Raw genomic sequence first — 22,453 nt, 5'->3', positions numbered from 1 at the left:
CCTCTAGATAATTCCAGCTTCAAAACTGCTTAATTTACTAGAAATTTGCTAAAAATGCCATTTAAAGCGTTTATTGTTTTAGTGAAATAGCAAAAGATAAACTATCAGATGGTTCTGAAAAGCAGGAGTTAATAGTAAGTCATATGGTTTTTTAATCTTTTACACAATAATAATAGTAAACCCAACCTTGATAACATTCTAAATTATAGGTTTTTTTGTTAAAGAAATCCTTCATGCGATCAAAATCACAAGCAGCCTCAAAAACATAATTCTGGCTATAATGGTAACCAGGAAAGCAAATATAGGCATAAGTATTTGAGATACATACCAAGAGGGATAACGTTAATAATCTTTTCATTATATTCCTTGTTATGCTTGCTCCATTTCAGCAAACACTGCAATTACATGCTGCAATCTTGCCACTTGCTTATTTTGCTGAATATTCATCAACTGTTCTTTCCAACGTTTAGCCCCTGCTAATCCATGAGCAAAATTAAACAAGGGCTTGAGTAATACACTTAAAGCAACACCTTGGGAAAATGCTAATCTAATGTAGTGCGTATAATCCTGCAATATCTCATAGCGTGTACGAATTGGAGTCTCAGGATAATAGTATTGATGAACAGCAGCTAATGCATAGGGATTTTGACAAGCCAGTCTTCCCAGCATTACGCCATTTACAAAACCCATGTGCTGATTGATGTCATGGATAGTAGCAATATTTCCATTGATAATAATGGGTAATGTGGGAAGCTCTTTTTTAATGCGATAAACGAACTCATAATTGACTGGAGGAATGGTTCGATTTTGCTTCGGGTTTAAACCAGACAACCAGGCTTTTCGGGCATGAACAATTAATTTATCGCAACCTGCATTCACCAGCTTATGTACAAACCCAGCAAAAAAGTCATAGCTGTCTTGATGATCAATACCAATTCTGGTTTTAGCTGTAACAGGAATGGAAACTGCAGATTTCATAGCACTAATGCAGGCTGCTACTTGCTCTGGCTCGTTCATCAGGCAGGCGCCAAAGCGGCCAGCCTGAACCTTGTCACTCGGACAACCCAAATTTAAATTAATTTCATCAAATCCAGCATCTTGAGCGAGTTTGGCGCACTCGACAAGTTTTTCCTTATCTGCACCACCCAGTTGTAAGGCTAACGGATGTTCAATGGCATTAAATGAAAGGGCACGAACAGGATTATTTAGAATAGCACCAGTCGTTTGCATATCAGTATACAAAAGAGCACGAGGGGCTATAAGACGCATAAACACACGAAAATGCGTATAGGTCCAATCAATCATTGGTGCAATGGATAAAGGTGAGATCAATGCTACAGACAAAATTAGTGTCCTATAATTGGGTTGAACAAAGGATTCGGTCAATATAACGACAACATGAACTAATTATACACTTGCAATGCTTCAATAACCAGCTGTAATCTGGTTCTGCCCTGATAAGAGTTAATATCAAGTTTATAAGCCGCATGGACCTGTCGGACTCGATGATTTGGCCATTGATTAACATCAATATTAAATGCAATAGCCTCAAATACTCCTCCCTCTGGGTGGGCCAAAGTGAGTTTTAAATGATGTTGTCCAACCAGGCGTTGCTCCATAATTTCAAAAATATTATCAAAACAAGGTTCAGGAAATTGTTGTCCCCAGGGACCTGCTTGTTGTAAAAGCATTGCTGTTTCCAGCGTAAGTTCCTGAGAATTTAATGAGCCATCCGTCCAGAGCTCTCCCTGACAGAGGCTAGTATCAACGTGTCTGCCCACTTCAGTTGTAAAAGCCTGTTGAAACGCAGTAAAGCACTCTGGCACCAGGCTTAGTCCTGCAGCCATCGCGTGTCCACCAAATTTTATAATAAGCCCAGGGTAATCTTTGTCGACAGCCGCCAGCGCATCACGAATGTTTAATCCAGCAATTGAACGCGCTGAACCTTTAAGTTCGGTATCACTTACCTTAGCAAAAGCAATCACTGGTCGGTGGTATCTGTCTTTGAGTCGTCCTGCAAGAATACCAATAACGCCCTGGTGCCATTGGGGATCTACCAGACATAAAGCAGCCGGCAACTGTGAATTTTCTATTTTTTGTGTCAGTTTTTCCACAGCCACCATGGCTTGTTCTTTCATTTCAGCTTCAATAGCTCGACGTTCCTGATTTAATTCATCTAAATGCGCTGCCAAGGTGCGAGCTTTTTCAAAATCAGTACTTAAAAGACATTCAATGCCTAAAGACATATCATCCAGTCTACCCGCAGCATTAAGCCGTGGTGCTATGGCAAAGCCTAAATCGCTCTCGCGAAGGCGTGAGCAATCACGGCCTGCAATGTCTATTAACGCTTTAATTCCTGGACGACATTGCCCTTGCCTTATACGGGCTAATCCTTGATTAACCATAATTCGATTATTCTGGTCCAGCGGAACGACATCAGCCACTGTACCAAGTGCTACTAAATCAAGAAACTGAGCCATATTGGGTTCTGCTAACCCTTGTTCTTTAAACCATTCACTTTTTGCCAGTTGTCTTCTTAAAGCAAGCATGACATAAAAAATAACACCCACTCCTGCAATTGATTTACTAGGAAAAGGATCATCAGGTTGGTTTGGATTCACAATGGCGCACGCTTTAGGTAAAACCTCACCTGGCAAATGATGATCAGTGATTAATACATCAATACCAAGTGAACTCGCTGCATCTACCCCATCAATACTAGCAATACCGTTATCTACAGTAATAATCAAATGCGGTTGCCATTTTTTAGCCACGTCAACAATGGCAGGCGTCAAACCGTAACCAAAATCGAATCGATTGGGAACAAGGAATTCAACTTGAGTTGCCCCCATTAAGCGTAATGCAGAGATTGCCAGCGCTGTTGACGTAGCGCCATCTGCATCAAAGTCACCAATGATGAGAATGCGCTCTTGTGTACGTAAGGCCTGTTCCAAACGTATAGCGGCTTTTTCAATGTCAATGAGCGAGTTAAAGGGTAATAAAGCCTGAAAAGTTTTGTCAAGTTGACTGGCTTCTTGAATGCCCCGCGACGCAAAAATTCGTTGCAGAACGACTGGATAATCAGACAAAGAGGAAGTTAATGAGGGTACTTGTCGTTGTTTAATACGCATAAATTACGATCTCCATAGTCTGACCCACCATTTTATGGAGGGTTGTGAATAAGCAAGATTATTCCAATACCATTGAACGGATTTTTTTTGCGTTTTTTCTCGCAAAGACGCTATATCGATGTGATGAGGATATTTAATGAGCAGTAAGCTGTTTTTAGGGAAAATTAGTGAACTGGGGACGGGTTGAGCTTGCTTAACACTCTTAAGAAGAATTTCATCATCCGTAAACAGAGGTTCTTTTCTTGTAGGTTTAAATTCACCTTCTCCCCATAGCCATAAACCATTAATAGTCAGCTTGCTTTGGCGTTGGTTGTTTAATGGATGTGAACTGAGAAACATTTGCAACTCTGTAATAAAACGCTGCCAAAAGAGTTCTTTGTCAAGTGCTGCAAGTGTGGGCATTAGGGATTGGTGTAAGATTTTATAAACAGATTTGCTATTAATGGCTGGCTGGTCATCAATTTTTAATAACCAGGTATAGGCATCGTGATAAAAAGTCTCTATTCCGCTGGTGTTAAGAAACTCCGTAATCACTGCAAACCATCGACGAGACTCTTTATCATCCAGCTCGAGCATTTCATCAACAGCCACGATCATGGCATCATTATGGGTAGCTTCCCAATGAATGGGAGAGGCAATCAACCATTGACCTTGAAGCTGATAATAGCGACTTAATAATTCTGCTAGGGGTGGATTTAAGGCGTCACAACCCAGACAAGTTAAAGCATTGGGATAATAGCTACCTTGGCTGGGTAATGGTTTACTGTCAGGGGGAGCTTCCGCTGCGCCATTAACTACTATTTGCATTTAAACAGCCTGCAAATAGCCGTCTCGTTTAAATAAAACCTTTAAATTTCGGAGTGCCTGGCGCGTTCGCTGGTGGTTTTCAATCAATCCAAAGCGAACAAAACCATCGCCCTGCTGACCAAAACCAATACCTGGCGATACAGCAACATAAGCGTCTTTGAGCAGGTATTTAGAAAATTCCAGTGAGCCCATATGCTGATAGGCTGCAGGAATCGGCGCCCAAACAAACATCGTAGCCTTGGGTTTTTCTACATCCCATCCAATATCTTGCAGTCCTTCACACAAAATATTACGTCGTTGTTCATAAAGTGCTCTAATTTCATGAACACAATCATCAGGACCTTCAAGTGCCGCAATAGCTGCAACTTGAATGGGCGTAAAAGTGCCATAATCAAGATAGGATTTAATTCGCGTCAATGCAGCTACCAGCTCTTCATTACCACAGGCGAAACCTACGCGCCATCCAGGCATATTGTAGGATTTTGACATGGAATAGGTTTCAATAGCCACGTCAATTGCTCCAGGAACTTGAAGAATTGATGGTGCTTTATAGCCATCAAAAACAATGTCTGCATAGGCCAGGTCATGAATAATCCAAATACCATGCCGTTTCGCGAGTGCTACAACACGTTCGAAAAAACTATAATCGACACAATGGGTACTCGGATTTGCCGGAAAATTAATTACCAATGCTTTGGGTCTTGGCCAAGTCTGTTCGATAGCAATTTCAACAGCTTCAAGAAATTGAGCTTCATCAATTAAAGGAATCTGTTTAACATTGGCACCAGCAATAATAAAACCATAGGTATGGATGGGATACGCTGGATCGGGAACCAATACCGTATCACCAGGACCACTAATTGCCAGAGCAAGATGGGCTAATCCTTCTTTAGAACCAATCGTGGTTAAAACTTGAGTGTCACTATTGAGTGTGACGTCATAATTTCTTTTATACCAAGTTGCCATAGCACGACGCAGGCGGGGAATGCCTTTTGACATGGAATAGCGATGTGTATCGGGACGTTGTGCAGTTTCAATTAACTTATCAACAATATGTTGCGGGGTGGGTTGATCAGGATTCCCCATGCCAAAGTCAATAATATCCTCGCCTCGCGCTCGCGCCTCAGACTTTAACTGAGTTAATGTATTAAATACATAAGGTGGCAAACGTTTAATGCGGGGAAATTGACTCATGTTTTTTGCCTCTGTGTTATAATGAGCGAATAGTATAAGTTATTGCTCGATTAAACACCATGCATATCAACCTGGAAACAAACGACCAACATACCATTCAAGGTTATAGTGAGAAAGCCTTGCAAATTGATTCAATTAACTACAGTAGCAATTTGATTGTCAGTAGCCATGAAGTTATAACAGATTGGTCCATTAAGGGGATTAGAGAGCTTAATGAGGAGCTAATACGGCCTCTTTTAAAATATCAACCTAAAATTATCCTTATTGGTCACAACCAACAAGGGCAATTTGCTCCCTTCCCTGTCGTTGAAATGCTTGCTAAAAAAGGAATTGGTTTGGAATGTATGTCTATCGGTGCTGCTTGTCGTACTTTTAATGTCTTGCTGAGTGAGCAGCGAGCGGTCACTTTGGGAGTTATTTTTGAGACAAGGTAAACGCCTCTAAGCGCAAATTGAAGTAAAAATGCCTACAACTCGCGCTTATGCGCGGATTCAACCTAGATATTGATGAGATGCTGTGCATAAAGTACAGCAAGTAGGCAAAAATGGAGGCTTTGCTTAAATTAAATTACGTTTACTCTGATGTTTAAGAAATAATTACGTTTCTTAACTTAAGAAGATAGAGTATTATCATTAACCCTGCGTAAATGGAGTTATGTGAGACATTATGAGAGTTACTCTGATTGCATTGTTTTATTTTTGCTTGTTTGGATGCAGTCATTTAGGACCTCATGTCATTAATAAAGATCGTATCGATTATAATCAGTCACTGCAACATACAGATGCCAAACAGATATTGTTTAATATCGTCAGAGCTCGCTACATGGAATCAAGTTATTTTCTTCAAATTAGCAATATTACCGGTCAGTATTCTCTGGGTGCGCATACTGTTGGAAGAGGATCCTGGTTTTTCGATAATCAAGCGTTCAGAAGTAAAACACTTGAGGCTGAAGCAGGCGCTGATTACCGAGATTCCCCCACAATCAGTTATATTCCATTGGAAAGCTCCGGGTTTGTGAAACTGGTATTACAACCTATCCGTCTCAATGAAATTTATTTAATGAGTTATGGGGATAATAAAGAAATCGATGCCTTGTTGCGCCTTGTCATTAAGCGGATAGATACGCTAATCAATATTGGCAGTGCCTCTTTTCCTGATTCAAGAGTTATACCCCAGTATGAAAGATTTGATCGTTTAATTGATCTAATACGTACATTACATTTAAAAAATCAATTGGGCTATTACTACATTGAAGAAGGGAAAGATAAACATTACTCCCTTTATTTCGCCAAAGAAGCAATAAATTCACCTGAAGCTCGAGAGATAAGACAATTATTACGAATTCCAGGGACTTCACCAGAGATCATTCTGACGCAGCAATTTGAACCATCCGCCGGAAATGCTGTCTATGTGCAAACACGTTCAGTGTTAGGCATGATCTCTATGCTGTCTCACAGTGTTCTTGTACCAGAAGAGCACAAGCGAAAAGGATGGGTAGAAGTCACACGAGATAATGATGGAAGAGAATTTGATTGGCGCCGGATTATGGATGAAATGATGACTATTTACTCTTCCAAAGAAGCGCCTCAAGATGCTTATGTAAGCATTTACTACAGAGGTTATCATTTCTTTATTAAAAATTCTGACCTGAAATCCAAATTAACCCTTTCCATCATTCAGCAGTTCATTTCCATGAAGAGCACTTACGATGATAAAGAAGGACCACAATTAACATTGCCTCTGTTTTAACATGAGTTCTTAGGTATTGGATTGAATGTAAATTTCTTTGGCATCTGCCAAACCATGATCATCAACTACTCTAACGATATATTTTCCTGCTTTTGCTGCCCATAAAAAAGGTTTATCAGGAGTAGTTTTGCCAACGAAAGTGTCATTGATAAACCAATATACTGTGTGAATATCAGCATCTGTTACAGCGATAAAAGGAATTTTTGTTTTTACCGGTGAATTGATACGCACAATATAACGTAATTCAGATTGAGGTGAGGTAATTTGCGGGCTCATACCAGTATTGGTAATTGCAGAGCAGTCTGGAGTGAAGAGTGGAGGGATCTGGCGTTGAATTCCTGCCTGTTTAAATATCCGTAGTAAATCCGTTGGCCAAAACTCATAAATTTTAAACTGGGTATTTTCATTAAAATGACAAGTGCGCAATCCAGTTTTATTGTCAATCGCTACTTCTCGATAAATGTTATCCGATTTAATCGGTGATTTTCCCGGAATAAACCAGGTCATTTCTGTATCCTGACAATAGCGAGTGGGCAACATTCCGGATGCCTTGCAAACGTCTATCTGTGTTAACCGAAGATACTCAGGATGTTGCTCGATAACGGGCAATGGCCCTCTTTCCTGTTGAATTGCTTCAATTATTTCGAAAAATAATGGAGCAGCAATATTCTTACCGATAAAAGCAGGGTTACCTTTGTTGTTAAAATTGCCAATCCATACCGCCAACACATAGGGACCAAAGGAGCCCACAGCCCAGGCGTCACGATAACCTGAAGAAGTGCCTGTTTTCCAGGAGATGGGAAGTGGCTTTTTTTGTTTAAAAAAACTATGAACATCAGGTCGTGGAGTATTTTTTAATATATCTAGAACTAAAAAGCTGGCTTCAGGACTTAATAAGGGTTTAGCTGGCTCAACAGGTTGATCTTCACGAATGCGTAAGGGACGCCACTGCCCCTTATTAACCAGCATAACATACAGTGTGGTGAGTTCTTGCATAGTCAACTCTACGCCACCTAAGGTTAATGCCAGGCCATAGTAAGATTCCGGCTTTAAGTGACTAACCTGTGCATCCACTAAAAATTGATGCAGATTGGGCTTAGTTAATTGGCTGGCAAGATAAATTGCCGGAATATTGCGGCTTAAGACTAATGCGTCTTTAGCCTTGATAGGCCCCATAAAATCATAATCAAAATTTTCAGGATTATAACTGCCAAAACTGCGAGGTACATCTTTTAAGACCGTATTTGGATGAATGAGTCCTTGATCAAAGGCTAAACCATAGACGAAAGGCTTCAAGGTTGAACCCGGTGAACGCTTCATTTCCGTCCCATTAATTTGACCGTCAATAGTCTTATCGAAAAAATTGACGGATCCCACTAAACTTTTTATACCCATATCGCGAGTATCAACTAATAAGACAGCCGCATTATACACGCCCAGATAGTTCTTACGTTTCACGTAATGGCTTGTAATCCGTGAAATTATCTTTTGTAAATGAAGATCCAGGGTGGTAACCACCTCTTGCGATATGAATGAAAAATCGCCCAATACCGAATAAACCAAATGGGGTGCAATAAAAGGCATGTGATGCAAGTTGCGCATTTGTAATGGCAAATTAATTGCAGCCTCTTTATTTTTATCTTCGGGATGTGCTTTAACCCACCGATTAAACAGTTTGTGGCGGCTCTCTTTAAGATTTTTATTACGGGGTGTGCGTTTGAGGGGGTTTTGTGGAATCACACTGAGTGAAAGTGCTTCAGGCAAACCAAGTTGATTGGCCTGCTTATTAAAATAAATCAAACTGGCTGCTCCAACTCCCTCGATATTACCTCCGTAAGGGGCAAGATTAAGGTAGGCTTCGAGAATTTGTTGTTTGCTGTAATGCATTTCCAATTGTAGCGCCCGAATCATTTGCCAGAATTTACCCGACAATTCTTTGGAGTTAATTTGATAACGAAGGCGTGCAACCTGCATCGTTAGGGTTGAGGCTCCAAGTCGGCGAGATTTCACAAAATAAGTTTTCCAACCTGCCTTTAGTATCGCCAAAGGATTAATTCCATAGTGCCAATAAAAATACTGATCTTCCTGCAACAGTGTCGAATCGATTAGTTTCGTGGAAATTTTAGGAAGCGGTGTAAAAAGACGGTATTTTTCATCATGACTCAAAGTAAGCCTTAGCAAATGATGCTGGCTGTCATAAACTGCCGTAGAAAAACTAATTCCTTGTAATAAAGGCGGCTTGGGCAAAAAAAATAATACTCCCCATCCACTGACAAAAAGGGTAACAAGCGTTATGCTAAACGTTTTTAAAAATCGTTTCATAGTATAAAGGAGCTCTTTCTCGTGGCTCTTGTAAACTTTAGTCGTTCTCTGTGGTTTTGTGCAGAAACACCCCTGGAGCACATTGGCTAATCTTGTCAAGTTGGAAATTATATGAATAAAAAATCATTTTATCGGTTTTTTGCTGCAGTCGGTGCATTTTTTGCCCTTATAATAGGTCGATTCAACTGGACAAGTCCCCCCTGGGTTAAGCAGTTGCGTTACCAGGCAAGTACCCACCCGAAGCCATTTTGGGCGACAATAACAGGTATTGTACTATTGTTGAGCGCTTCTGGATATGGTTATTACTGGTATAAAAATTTACCTAAACCGCAACTAATCACGGCTGTGATTACTCCACCCAAAATAACCGCGATAGAGGAGAACAAACTGGTACCTGATCATTTAATGATTGATTTTGGAATACAAAACGCGACAAAATCAAGTTCAAGTGATGAAGCTGATTCATCAGAGGATGAAAACAAGTTTACTGTAAAATCGGTTGCTCCCCTTAAACACATTGGAAAAGAAGTTAATAACGGTATTGAAATTCGACCAGCTCTCAAAGGTCAATGGGTTTGGGAAAGTGATAGTCGGCTAGTATTTACTCCTGAAAAAGATTGGCCTGCAGGACAAACATTTCGCATTCATTTTGCTAAAGCATTTTTTGCCCCAGAAGTAAAAATGGAAAGTTATGATTATTCATTTACCACCCTGCCCTTTGAAGCAACGATTACCGAGTTTTCTTTCTATCAAGATCCTGTTAATCCTAAATTACGACAAGCCATTGCAACAATTAATTTTAATTTTCCGGTTGACCCCTCGAGTTTGGAAAATAAAACGTCCTTAATGCTCCAAGCTTTAAAGAAGGGCAAACTTGATCTGGATGCTCAACATTTTAAATTTACTCTAGGCTTTGACGAACATAAGCGTGTAGCCTATTTACGTTCAGAAGCACTGAATTTACCGGAAGTTTCTCGTTATCTGGTACTAAGCATTAAAGAGGGACTGAAAGCACTGCATGGTCCTGGTGAAACAAATCTTGCGCTAACCAAAAACCTGTTAATTCCTGACAAAAGCAATTATTTGAAAGTTCTGGAAACTGCAGCCTCCATTGTTCGCAATGAACAGGACAGGCCAGAACAAGTTTTGGCTATAGAAACCTCTCTTGGAGTGACAGAAGCCGAACTTAAAAAATCACTTCATGTCTATTTACTACCAGAAAATTATCCTGCTACCGCAATTGAAGCTGAGAAAAAAAATTACGAATGGAGTAGGCCTGGTGAAGTTACAGCAGCTATTTTAAAACTGTCAACCCCCCTTTCCCTGCAAGCCATACCTGCTGATAGCCACTTTTCCAGTTTACACAGTTATAAGTTTAAAGCACAAAGCCCACGCTACATTTATCTTAAAATAGATAAAGGCATGCAAGGATTTGGCAGCTTCACCTTAAGCAATAATTATACAGCGATTATTAAAGTCCCTGAATATCCAAAGGAAATAAGTTTCTTACATAAAGGAGCCTTACTGGCTTTAAATAGTGAAAAGAAACTCTCTGTGTTAGTACGTGGTCTTCCTGCAGTGAAATTTAATTTTGCGCGTGTTTTACCTGCAAATATCAATCAATTGGTGACGCAGACGCAAGGAGATTTTAACAATCCTTATTTTATTAACCAGAGTTTTAATCAGCAAAATATTAGTCAAATTTTTTCTGAGATCCAGCAATTTGATGCTTCTGATTTAACCCGCCAGCAATATACTGCTCTTGATTTTGCCCAATACCTTTCAACTGCAATCAATACAGCGGGACCACAAGGATTATTTTTGCTGGAAGCAACAGGCTGGGATATACAGAATAATTCACCACTGGATGCAAAGGCGAGCCGTTTAGTTTTAATAACCGATTTAGGTCTCATCGTTAAAGATAATCGCGACGGCAGTCATGACGTTTTTGTACAATCAATCACAGAAGGAATTCCAGTTCCCAATGTTAACGTCAGCGTTTTGGGGAAAAATGGACTCCCTCTTTTGACCTATGCTACTGATGCACTGGGCCGAGTAAACTTCCCCAACTTAACTGATTTTGTCGATGAGCGTGAACCTGTTGTTTATCTAGCGAGCCTGGGTAACGATGTTTCCTTTATTCCCTATAATAATCCCAATCGCCAACTTAATTATTCACGTTTTGATATTGGTGGTATTTATACTAGTCCGGAGCAACACAGTTTAAGTGCTTATTTATTTTCTGATCGCGGCATTTATCGGCCCGGAGATACTGCACATATCGGCATAATTGTTAAGCAATCGTATGTCCAGCCACAGCCATCGGGATTGATGTTACAGGCAACGGTAACTGATGCACGTGGCACTACTATTCGTGATGAGAAATTTACTCTCGATGCCAGTGGCTATGCCAGCCTTGATTTACAGACGGATCCCTCTTCTCCTACAGGGCAATATTTAGTTAATCTCTACATTGTTAAAGACCAGCATCCGGATAGTTTATTGGGCTCTACTTCTATACGCGTTGCGGAGTTTCAACCTGACAGAATGCGTATTAAATCTGCTTTTTCTGCAACACCAACTGATGGATGGATTTCGCCCCAAGGATTAACTGCGCGAGTGCAGCTTTGGAACCTTTATGGTGCTCCCGCAACCGATCGTCGAGTGGCTAGCAAGCTATTGTTATCACCTAAAAGAGTGGAATTTAAAAATTATCCAGACTTTATTTTTTCCGACCCTTTGGTTGATCCCAAGAAGCCTGCAAAGGTATTCACTGATGCTCTACCGGACACAAAAACGAATGATAAAGGGGAAGCAGAATTTAATTTAAACCTCGAACGCTTTGAAAAGGCGACTTACCAACTTACCTTTTTTGCAGAGGGATTTGAGGCTGAAGGTGGGCGGAGTGTAACAACTCAGTCAACGGCATTGGTGAGTCCCCTTCCTTTTTTTATAGGTTATAAACCCGATGGGGATTTAAAGTATATCAAACAAAATAGCCAGCGCAGTGTGCGTTTTATCGCCGTAAACCCGCAACTAAACCAACAGGCTGTGAGTGATCTTAAGCTGCAGCTTCTCTCGCTACATCCTGTGACCACACTGGTTAAAAAACCCAATGGTACTTATCAGTATCAATCTATTATTCAAACAACAGTTATTAGTACGAAACCATTTTCAATTGACGCTCAAGGTAGTGAATTTAGTTTACCTACCCAACAAATTGGCGATTTTGCTATAACCATACTGGATAAAAATAACGCGGAATTAAGTCACTTTAAATTTAGCATTATTGGAGTCAGTCAATTACCATTGGCTAAAAATGCCGAATTAGCAGTCAAGCTTAATAAAGAGGAATATAAGGCTGGTGAAGAAATTGAGCTGCAGATTACCTCACCTTACACTGGTTCTGGATTAATTACTATTGAGCGTGACAAAGTCTATGCCATGCAGTGGTTTAAAACTGGTGCCACTAATTCTGTGCAACGTATTCATATTCCTGAAGATTTTCAAGGGAATGGGTATGTGAATGTGGCTTTCGTTCGTGACTGGAACTCCCCTGATATTTTTATTAGCCCGTTAAGCTATACCATAACCCCCTTTAATGTTGATTATGATAGCCATAACATGCATATAACATTAGATACACCGGAATTAGCACGCCCTGGCGAACCATTCACTATTAACTACAGCAGTGATAAACCAGGCAAGATTATTGTGTTTGCTGTTGATGAGGGTATTTTGCAAGTAGCCAATTTTGCAACACCAAATCCACTTGCATTCTTCTTTCAAAAAAGGGCTTTGGAAGTTTTAACGCAACAAACAGTTGATCAAATTTTACCGCAGTTTATTAAAGAACGAGAGTTATCTGCTGTTGGCGGAGATGGCGGAGAATTATTAGCACAACATCTTAATCCCTTTAAACGGAAAACTGATCTGCCCGTTGCTTATTGGTCAGGAATTGTTGATACAGATAAGCTGCCACGTCAATTGACTTACGAGGTGCCTGATTATTTTAATGGGACCTTACGAGTTATGGCTGTCGCTGTTGCTTTGGATTCAGTGGGTTCCACAGAAAAAAAATCAGAGATTCGAGGAAATTTTATTATTAATCCCAATACACCTGCTTTTGTAGCACCAGGTGATACGTTTGAAATTACAGCAAGCATTGCTAATAATGTTAAAGACTCAGGCCCCGATGCCAACGTATCGGTGCAATTAACGGCTACACCTGAACTTGAAGTCATCAATTCTGATACTACATCACTAACTATTGCTGAAGGACATGAACAAACCGTGCGTTTTAGCTTGAAAGCCAAATCAAATTTAGGATCTGCCAGGCTAAAGCTTATAGCCAGTACCAATAATAAATCGAGCTCAATGGATTCAACAATAAGTATACGCCCTCCTACCACGTTTAATACCTCGATCACCAGCGGTAGTAGCGAAAAGAAAACTAAATTACTGACTCTTGACAGGCAGTTGTACCCTGAATACCGCTCCGTTACTACAGCCCTATCAACCAGTCCTATGATTTTGGTTACAGGTTTACAGCAATACCTGGATAATTTTCCTTATGGATGTACGGAACAATTAACCAGTAAATCAATGCCTTTATTGGCAATGGTAAATCAGCCCTGGTTCAACAGAAATCTAACAGGTATTAATGAAAAAATAGTCAATAGCATTCAAATGCTGGGGCAACGGCAACTGTCAAATGGAAGTTTCAGCTATTGGCCTGGTGCCGGGGATAATTACAGTAATAGTTTTGCTTCTGTTTATGGCATGCATTTTTTAACAGAAGCACGAGCCCAAGGCTATAGTGTCCCCCAGGAAATGTTTAGCGCAGGTCTTGGTTATCTCAGAGATTTAGCTGCACAAAATCCAACAAATTTTGCAATGGCTCGTATCCAGGCATATGCTATTTATATTTTGACCAGGAATGAAATTGTCACCACAAATTATTTAACAAACTTGCAGCTTACTCTGGATAGAGAGCAGCCGCAAAAGTGGCAGTCTGATATTACGGGAGCTTATATTGCTGCTACTTATCAATTATTAAAAAGTTTTGCAGAAGCGAATGAATTAATCGCAAAGTATAAAGTACAAACACAGACGGATTATCCAACAGATTTTCATGATAGCAATATTGCTAATGCACAATACCTTTATTTAATTGCTCGTCATTTTCCGGAACGCTTACCACAAATGGGTAAACAGTTGGTCATGCAGTTAGTGAAAGCAATTAATAGTGATGAAATTAATACCATTCTCTCAGGATATACGAGTTTGGCCTTAAGTGCATATGGACAGGCAGCACCTGTTGAAGATGGCTCCTTTACTATTAGTGCAGTTTTAAACGACAACACTCAAAATATACTTGCTACTTCAGATAAGAGTTATGCAGAGGCCAAAGTTGATGACGAGGTCAGACAGATTACTTTAAGTAACCCAAATCAACTGACTTACTTCTATCAATTAACGCAATCCGGCTTTGATAAACAATCACCAGAAAAAGCAATTTCCAAGGGATTAGAGGTTTATCGTGAATATCGGGATATGAACGGGAATGTAGTTACCAGTGTTCCTCTAGGAGGTGAAATTGAAGTACACATTCAAGTGCGCGCTCTTGATAATCGCTCCTTCTATAATGTAGCCATTATTGATCTTTTACCCGGCGGATTTGAGGTATTCAGGGACTCTGTTAATTCTGAAAATACAGACTATGCCGATGCACGTGAAGATCGTGTAGTTTTCTTCACAAGCGTGGATCCAACGACTAAAGAAATTGTCTATCGTATAAAAGCAACCAATGCCGGTAATTATCAAGTTCCTGCAGTTGTTGCGGAGTCGATGTATGACCCCAGCGTGAAAGCCAATGGTACTGCTGGGGTCATTGAAGTTATCAAATAATAAAAGCTTAAACGTAGGGGGTTGAATCAAAAGCACTTTCGTCAGTTCTCAATGAAATCTTTTTTATTCAGGTGTTTAAAAGAGATTTCATCAGTGGAATTCTCGCCAATAAGGATTCTAAATTATAATAAAACGTTATAACAGTTTGCGATGCAGCTTGTCTTTCTTCTTTAGATAATTTTTTATCTAAAGAGCGTTTTGCCTGGAAAGCCATCCAGTTAAGCCATGCTTTTCCTATCGCCCCCCAAATAGCATCATCAAGATCATCTCTTAAACATGCGCCAGTAGCATAATAGCCTTCTAAAAAAAATTTAACTACCTGTCTGTCAAACTGATTTTCTGTTGCGAAACCACTAAACAAGATTAGGGCCAAAACGAACTCTAGACCGGCGTTAATACGTCCGGCTAACTCCCAATCCATCAAGATTGGCTGATTATCATGCCACATAATGTTATGAGGAAAATAGTCGCCGTGGCTATAGATTAAATTTTTTGCTAAACGCTGATCCGCTTCTCGATGTATTCTATTCCAATGAAGAAATGTTTCGAGTTTACTCTCTAGCTCGATATACCAGGATAACTTCTGCTGCTTCGCAGTATCAATGTATTCATGCCATTGTTGTATGGGGATGACATAGGAATAACCAAAGGAGGTTGACTCTGGCGAGTAACGAATATTGAGTTGGTGAATAAGTCCTAACAACGCACCAGATTCTTTGGCATGTTCTTCACTAACAGGGCCAATGGGACCATATAAAACCTCGCCAGAGATAAAGGGATAGGCTAATATAAGGTGATGATTTTCTGCCAAAATAAAATTTTGATTGACTGCTAAGGCTACAACGGTTGGAATACCCAAAGAATGTAGTTTTGCAGCCAAATTTTCCGTGTATTGATACTCTCTTTTCGGTCGTGCCCGCACAGATCCTAAATCGATTCTTTTTATAACAAATTTGCCTTCCGTGGTGGCCAGCAAAAAAACCTCATTAGTCAGCCCACTAGCAATTTTTACCAAACTGCCTTTTGGCTCGCCTAAAGAAAAATGTTGGCAAATCTTATGAATATTAATCATAGTGTTTAACGCTATTTTATTTACCGCGATCAAGCGGTAAACCTATTATTTTTTTTGAGCACAAAAGCCTCCCCCTCTTTTGTCTACTTGCTGGCTTATGTACAGCACGCCTACGAGCTTGTAGCAATCAATGTTGAGGTGGCTTACCCAACACGACCAATTTTAATCAACAAGTGCACATCGCCCCTTGCCACTTGAACTCCAGCGCGCAACAATAGTATGTGTGCTTATACAGGAACTTTCCTTGCAGATACGCGTTGCTGGAATAATTTGACAAGCATTAGCCCAACCCTTATCAAAAAAGCTAATCATAATTCCTTCCGCTCCTTTGGGTAATAACGCTGTTCCTTCACTTTGGAACGTACTTGCTGCAACAATCCATTTACTCTGTGAGCCATCAAGATTGTAAGTAATAACCAATTTCTTAATGGGACCTAAATCACCACGCGTGTATTTGACTCTAACCGTTTTAGGCAAAGCGCCGCCATCAGGTTCATTATCATGATCCAAAATATCTACTTTTACGGGAATAGAATAATTCTCGCTGGTAAATTTTCCAGCATATTGGAATGGATTAAAATTAAATGTGTTAATTAATACCCAGGAGGTTGCGCTCGTGCTTGACAGGGTGTTGGCATTCCATAAAAAAGGCAGGGGAAAACGTCTGCTTGCATAGAGGTAAGCCTGCCCTATTTCATTAGGCAAGCGAATATAAAATTCCTGAGGTGTAGCGTCTACAAAATTGGCATCCAGGTATCTATCATTTCTAAGATGCAAAAAATTATTTTGCAGACTTTGCAAGTCTAACTCGAGCTCATGCGTATCCTCACCTAATCCGGCGTAATATTCTATTAATGAGCGTAAAGCATTAATAGCACTTGCCGTGTTTTCTCCTGACATAATGTCTTCTGGTTCAAAATCGGTGCGATTATTTAATGTAAAACCTAATCCCCATAATTGATTATTCTGAAAATAGCCTCCTTGATTACGCAGGATGCGCCAAATATTGAGAGCCGTCCCCTCTCCATACCATTTGTCTATATTTTCAACTCCTAATGCGGATAATCCCCAGAGATTAACATCAACAGTCATTGCACTAAGTGCTTCTGAAATGTCTGGACTCCAGTCATTCTTTGAAAAGGGTTTATTCACCGAACCACGTGTATAAAATACCCCCTTTTGCACATCGAATGCACCGTTATAAAGAAAGCTCAATAATCCTCTGGTTTCATAACCATTTACAGTCGTACCCCCGTTAAGCATGACATCAATCATATGACGGGCATGCACCACTTCGTCAGTTTGTTTTGCTTTTTCAAGAATACCTTTCAGTATTTGTAAACCAGCCAGTACAGAAAAATTATCTTCTATTGAAATTTCTCCATAAGGTAGTAATCCCTGACTGTCTCTTGTCCCTCCCGGTGCATAGTAAAAAGCACCTATAGCGGTTTGCATGGCTGAAAAAGCATAGAGTGAATTGATAGCATTCATTACGGCTTTTGAACGTGGAGACACATCCCCATCACTCAGTATGTATTCTGCCTGAAGGGGAGCAATTAATTGGCCCCATGCATTCTCACCCGTTAAAGGTTTCCAGTCTGACCAGGTGATAACATATTTAAAAAAATTTGGCGAATGACCTTCAGGATCACCTTTGGCAAGGTTAAAAAGGTCGAAATCCCATCTGATAACCTCCTGAAAGCGACCTCCAAAAAATGGATCTTTATTATAATAATCCGTAGCAATAAAGCGATAAGTCAATGCTTTGAGTGGGTCGAAAATTAAAAGCTGATACCCATAAAGGAAAAAAATCCCCGTCGCTCGATTAGCGGAGTTAATTACTGAGTCAAGATTGTTTTGAATCAATTGTTGAGCGGTCTCTTTCTGTAAGTAGCTATTGTCTGCAGCCAGTGCCAAAGCAATTTGCCATGTCGCTGCATGATAAATGTCAGTTCCATACTTAATGTTTGTACGTTCAATTTGAGCTTGCGCCGCAAACCACTCTTGAACAGTATCTTCTTGCGGAAATAAACCTCTGCCCCAAATAGCGTATGGACTGACTAAAAATTCATACGGATTGTTGTATAAGCTATCAACCACTCTACAGCTATCTTCTGGCAAACAAATATAATCCCCAAAGTAGCGAGCGACATCGTCTGTGTTGCCCACATAAAAACTTAAAGGAATTAAAGAAGAACTTTTGCTGGTAACCAGCATCCTGTCAGAAATAAGAAAACGAATGAGATCTCTAATTTCTCTATCCCTGTTGCTTGCCGAAAAGGCAAGATTTTCGCTACTTATCCATAGTGCAAATAAGGCAACTGGAAGAAAATATTTCCTCATATAATCGTCCTGTTAAAAAACCCAATTACGAGAAAGCTTAAATCCCAGAAATAGCCATATAGCGTTAATTATAGATGCTTAATCATTTATTTTATTGAATGGAAATTAATAATAATTTATAGTCATTTAAAAAATTTGTGGTATTACAGGGAGTTACTATGTCACACCCCCGGCCATCCGTGATGCATTTAAATCTTTTATTACTCACCACCTACATCCCCCTATGCCGGTACGAGATGAAGTGGTGCTGATACCTTTCCCTAATAATGTGAAGTAAGTATTCTGATTTAGGATAAAAATACAATGCAAGTTACAGAAACAATTTGGCAAAATGGAAATTTGATCCCATGGGCTGATGCTAAAGTTCATGTCTTATCACACACACTTCATTACGGAGGTGGTGCTTTTGAAGGTATTCGTTTTTATAAGACATCAGAAGGCTCAGCCATTTTTCGTCTGAATGACCATGTAGAACGTCTTTTTTATTCAGCATCGGTATTAAAAATGACTATCCCTTATTCTAAAGAAGAAGTTGCAGCCGCAATAAAAGAAGTGGTAGTTATTAATCGATTGGAAGAGGGTTATATTCGCCCGCTGGTATTTTACGGTTATGGTAAAATGGGTGTAAATCCTATAGGGAATCCCACTGATTTAATTATCGCTTGTTGGCCTTGGGGCGCTTACCTGCCCCATGAAAGTATTGATGTTAAAGTTAGCAGTTTTATTCGTATTCATCCTGAGTCAACTGTGGTTGATGCCAAAATTTGCGGCCATTATGTAAATAGCATTCTTGCATCATTGGAATTACAAGGTACCCATTACCACGAAGCATTACTGTTGGATAGCCAGGGGAATATCATGGAAGGAGTGGGTGAAAATTTTTTCATTGTAAAAAATACCAGGCTTTATACTCCTCAATTAGGAGGAATATTATCAGGAATAACAAGGGATACAGTCATAAAATTAGCCCATCAATTAAATTTGGAAGTATTTGAAACGGATATTACTCTGGATGAGGCTTATCAAGCCGATGAAGCATTTTTTACAGGTACCGCGGCAGAAGTGACAGCAATCCGCTCTATCAATGATAGGGAATTATGTAAAGGTTCTGGTAGTATTACCACCATGATAAAAAAGGCCTATATGGATCTTGTACATGGTAAGAATGAAGAATTTGTGCATTTTCTAACTTATATATAAACCCTCTTAATAGCTCTCCCCAACCCTCTCCGCGAAGAAGCATATGCAAAACCTGGTTTATTATTCTTCAAGTACGGATAATATATTTCCTGCTGGATCTTTAAACCAGGCAATATCAGGGCACTCACTTTTAGCTGGGCTTCTGAAAATTCCTTTGCTATCCGTTTGTAATTCCCCGGTGTAGTGCTCAAATTTAATTCCTTTAGCTGTAAGTGCGTCTACAGTCTTGTCAATGTCGTCCACGGGAAAGTTTAAAACAGTATAAGTAGCGGGCTGATGATCTTGTTTTTGATATAAAAAAATGTTAGCACCTGTGGCCAGATGTAAAATTAAACCTTCTTTTTCTTCTTCAGTTACCTTTAAACCCAAGGTGTCAGCATAAAATGACTTGGCTTTTTTGAGATCGTTAACGGAAAATCCGCTAAACGCTTTGGATTGTTTTAACATTATCAACTCCTGTAATAATTATCCCTAGATTTTATATTTTTAATTTGATACGAATAGTATAGGCGATAAATAATTAAACCTGCCTTCTTGCCTCAAAAACATTCGGGATTTGTTCCAGTTTATTTAATAGTCGAGAAAGACTATTTAATCCATCAATTTCTACTGTTAGTTTGATATGGGCAGTATTGTCCTGTTTATGGCTTTGTGTTTGAAGTGCATAGACATGTGCTTTTTCATTAGCAAGTAGAGAAGTAACATCTCTTAATAGGCCTGCTCGATCAAAAGCTTTAATTAATACATCAACCACATAATGATCACGAGTAGAGCTTCCCCAATTGACCTGAAGGAATCGCTGCCGCTGCTTTTCACTGGCGTGTAAAATATTAGGGCAATCTTGTTTGTGTACAGAAACACCTCGCCCAAGCGTGATATACCCTATCACTTCATCACCGGGGACTGGTTGACAGCAGCGCGCCATATGGGTGAGCAAATTGCCTACCCCCTCAATACGCAGATCACTACCAGTTATTTCTGGTTTAGCTTGAGGCTTAACAATTTGCAGTACAGAAGGCGCTACAGACTCGGCTGGAGATAATTTATTAAGAATCTGTCCAAGCTTTATGTCCCCCCGGCCAAGAGCTGCTAACAAATCATCAATTCGCTTGAAGTTAAACGCAGCGAGAATGTCATTTAGCCGATCAATTTTAATCCCTAAATTTTTTAATTCTTTATCAAGGATTTCATGCCCTTCATCTCTGTTCTTATCGTAGTCTTGCATTTTAAACCAATGCAAAACCTTGGCTTTGGCTCGTGAAGTTTTTAGGTAATTAAGATGAGGATTAATCCAGTCTCTTGATGGACGTTCATCTTTGCCAGTTAAAACCTCAACTTTATCACCTGTTTTTAATTCATACGTTAGAGGTACAATGGTTCCGTTTACCTTGGCACCACGACATCGATGACCTATTTGGCTATGAACGTGATAAGCAAAATCCAGGGGAGTTACGCCTTGTGGTAAATCCAATACATCGCCATCCGGTGTAAATACATATACTCTATCCTCAAGAAACTCTGTTTCAATGGCTTCAGAAACACCTTTAGATGCTGCCATTTCTCGATGCCAGGCTAATACGTCGCGTAACCATTCAATTTTACGTTCGTGGCTTTCTTTTTGGGTCACTCCGCCTTCTTTGTATTTCCAATGCGCTGCAACTCCCATTTCTGCAAGATCATGCATATGAAAAGTTCGAATTTGTACCTCAAAGACTCGCCCTTCAGGGCCTTCAACCGCAGTGTGTAACGATTGATAACCATTCGCTTTTGGATTAGCGATATAATCGTCAAATTCAGCAGGAACTTGCTTCCATAGAGCATGCACCATACTTAAAACTTCATAACATTGTTCTTTGGTTTCAACAAGCACCCTGACAGCAGTAGCATCATAGATTTCATCCAATGAAACATTTTTGCGCTTCATTTTACGATAGATGCTGTGGATATGCTTGGAACGGCCATAAACCGCAAAATGTTGCGCACCAGTGGCGCAAATTTGTCGATTTAATTCCTCTACAATAAAATCCACATAGCGATCGCGCTCAAGACGTTTTGCTTTTAATCCCTTAGCTATCTCTTTGTAATCTTCGGGATGCAAATAGCGAAACGCTAAATCCTCCATTTCCCATTTGATAGCCCCTATCCCCAAACGATTTGCAAGCGGGGCATATATTTCCATGGCTTCATTAGCAACCTGATGACGCATTCCCTCAGGTAACTGTCCTGAGGTACGTAAAATGCACAAGCGCTCAGCCAGTTTAATGAGTACAACACGTACATCATCAACCATGGCCAATAGCATTTTACGAATATTATCAATTTGATGCTTATTTTGAGGATATTTACTAAGCGCTTGTAAGTTATGCATAGCGCTCATTTTTTCAATTCCCTTTACAAGTTTGGCAATAGAGGGGCCTAATTGCTCCTCTACATCATCTAAGGATAATTCTGCATAATGCACGTTTTCAAAAATGATGGCTGCACACAAAGTTTCTTGATCGACTTCCAAATCAGCAAGCACATCAGCCATGGATAACCCTAGTTGCAAACAGGAAACTCCTGTTTCTGTAGCGTGATCCTGTCCTGCCAGCTGACTCAAAGTGCAAGCATTACGAATTAAATCCAGGTCCTGAAAATACCCTTTACTCCCTAGCTGGTGTAGCCATTGCTCTACATCGATGTGGCCATCAACTGACCAAGGGGTATCTTCTTTAACTTTGACCAT

Annotated in this window: 13 protein-coding genes; 4 read left to right on the top strand and 9 right to left on the bottom strand. The window is 39.9% G+C overall.

The genetic code is table 11. The features are described from left to right. Positions 1-369 precede the first annotated feature (369 nt). The 4 genes from dusA to alaC all read right to left on the bottom strand — a co-directional run bounded on the left by dusA (position 370) and on the right by alaC (position 5,132). Positions 370-1,305, bottom strand: coding sequence for a tRNA dihydrouridine(20/20a) synthase DusA (dusA, locus tag clem_RS06625; protein ID WP_408606891.1), 936 nt, complete (start codon positions 1,303-1,305; stop codon positions 370-372). Between the two features lie 98 nt (positions 1,306-1,403). Next, positions 1,404-3,131 carry a single-stranded-DNA-specific exonuclease RecJ gene (gene recJ, locus clem_RS06620; RefSeq protein ID WP_094090912.1) on the bottom strand — a complete coding sequence of 576 codons (1,728 nt, stop codon included), beginning with the start codon at positions 3,129-3,131 and terminating at the stop codon, positions 1,404-1,406. A gap of 3 nt (positions 3,132-3,134) precedes the next feature. After that, on the bottom strand, positions 3,135-3,938 hold the full coding sequence (locus clem_RS06615) for a hypothetical protein (protein ID WP_094090911.1): 804 nt from the start codon (positions 3,936-3,938) through the stop codon (positions 3,135-3,137). Continuing rightward, positions 3,939-5,132 (bottom strand): alanine transaminase, encoded by a 1,194-nt coding sequence (gene alaC / locus clem_RS06610; protein WP_094090910.1) that lies wholly within the window; start codon positions 5,130-5,132, stop codon positions 3,939-3,941. Positions 5,133-5,191: 59 nt separating this feature from the next. Between alaC and clem_RS06605 the strand changes: the two genes are divergently transcribed. Then, a complete protein-coding gene (locus clem_RS06605) occupies positions 5,192-5,566 on the top strand; it encodes an Mth938-like domain-containing protein (protein WP_094090909.1) in 375 nt (124 codons plus the stop codon). Between the two features lie 232 nt (positions 5,567-5,798). Next, the gene (locus tag clem_RS06600; RefSeq protein WP_094090908.1) at positions 5,799-6,881 is read left to right on the top strand and encodes a hypothetical protein; all 1,083 of its coding nucleotides are present in this window, start codon (positions 5,799-5,801) and stop codon (positions 6,879-6,881) included. A 9-nt stretch (positions 6,882-6,890) separates the two neighbouring features. Here clem_RS06600 and pbpC read toward each other — a convergent pair whose 3' ends face one another. Further along, entirely contained in the window at positions 6,891-9,203 is a 2,313-nt protein-coding gene (gene pbpC / locus clem_RS06595) for a penicillin-binding protein 1C (RefSeq protein ID WP_094090907.1), read from the bottom strand. A gap of 111 nt (positions 9,204-9,314) precedes the next feature. On the opposite strand from pbpC, the gene clem_RS06590 reads away from it, so the two are divergent. Continuing rightward, positions 9,315-15,113 carry an alpha-2-macroglobulin family protein gene (locus tag clem_RS06590; RefSeq protein ID WP_094090906.1) on the top strand — a complete coding sequence of 1,933 codons (5,799 nt, stop codon included), beginning with the start codon at positions 9,315-9,317 and terminating at the stop codon, positions 15,111-15,113. A 67-nt stretch (positions 15,114-15,180) separates the two neighbouring features. Here the strand turns inward: clem_RS06590 and clem_RS06585 are convergent, their stop codons facing one another. Together clem_RS06585 and clem_RS06580 are read right to left on the bottom strand one after the other, a co-directional pair. Then, on the bottom strand, positions 15,181-16,185 hold the full coding sequence (locus tag clem_RS06585; RefSeq protein WP_094090905.1) for a phosphotransferase: 1,005 nt from the start codon (positions 16,183-16,185) through the stop codon (positions 15,181-15,183). Positions 16,186-16,347: 162 nt separating this feature from the next. After that, positions 16,348-18,528 (bottom strand): hypothetical protein, encoded by a 2,181-nt coding sequence (locus clem_RS06580; protein ID WP_094090904.1) that lies wholly within the window; start codon positions 18,526-18,528, stop codon positions 16,348-16,350. Between the two features lie 303 nt (positions 18,529-18,831). Between clem_RS06580 and clem_RS06575 the strand changes: the two genes are divergently transcribed. Then, positions 18,832-19,728, top strand: coding sequence for a branched-chain amino acid transaminase (locus tag clem_RS06575; RefSeq protein ID WP_094090903.1), 897 nt, complete (start codon positions 18,832-18,834; stop codon positions 19,726-19,728). 60 nt (positions 19,729-19,788) lie between these two features. Here the strand turns inward: clem_RS06575 and clem_RS06570 are convergent, their stop codons facing one another. Together clem_RS06570 and relA are read right to left on the bottom strand one after the other, a co-directional pair. Then, complete coding sequence (locus clem_RS06570) at positions 19,789-20,175, bottom strand: VOC family protein (protein WP_094090902.1); 387 nt, start codon at positions 20,173-20,175, stop codon at positions 19,789-19,791. Between the two features lie 73 nt (positions 20,176-20,248). Next, positions 20,249-22,453, bottom strand: coding sequence for a GTP diphosphokinase (relA, locus tag clem_RS06565; RefSeq protein ID WP_094090901.1), 2,205 nt, complete (start codon positions 22,451-22,453; stop codon positions 20,249-20,251).

Source organism: Legionella clemsonensis, assembly GCF_002240035.1.
GTDB classification, from domain to species: Bacteria; Pseudomonadota; Gammaproteobacteria; order Legionellales; family Legionellaceae; genus Tatlockia; species Tatlockia clemsonensis.
This window is presented reverse-complemented; position numbering and strand designations above follow the sequence as displayed.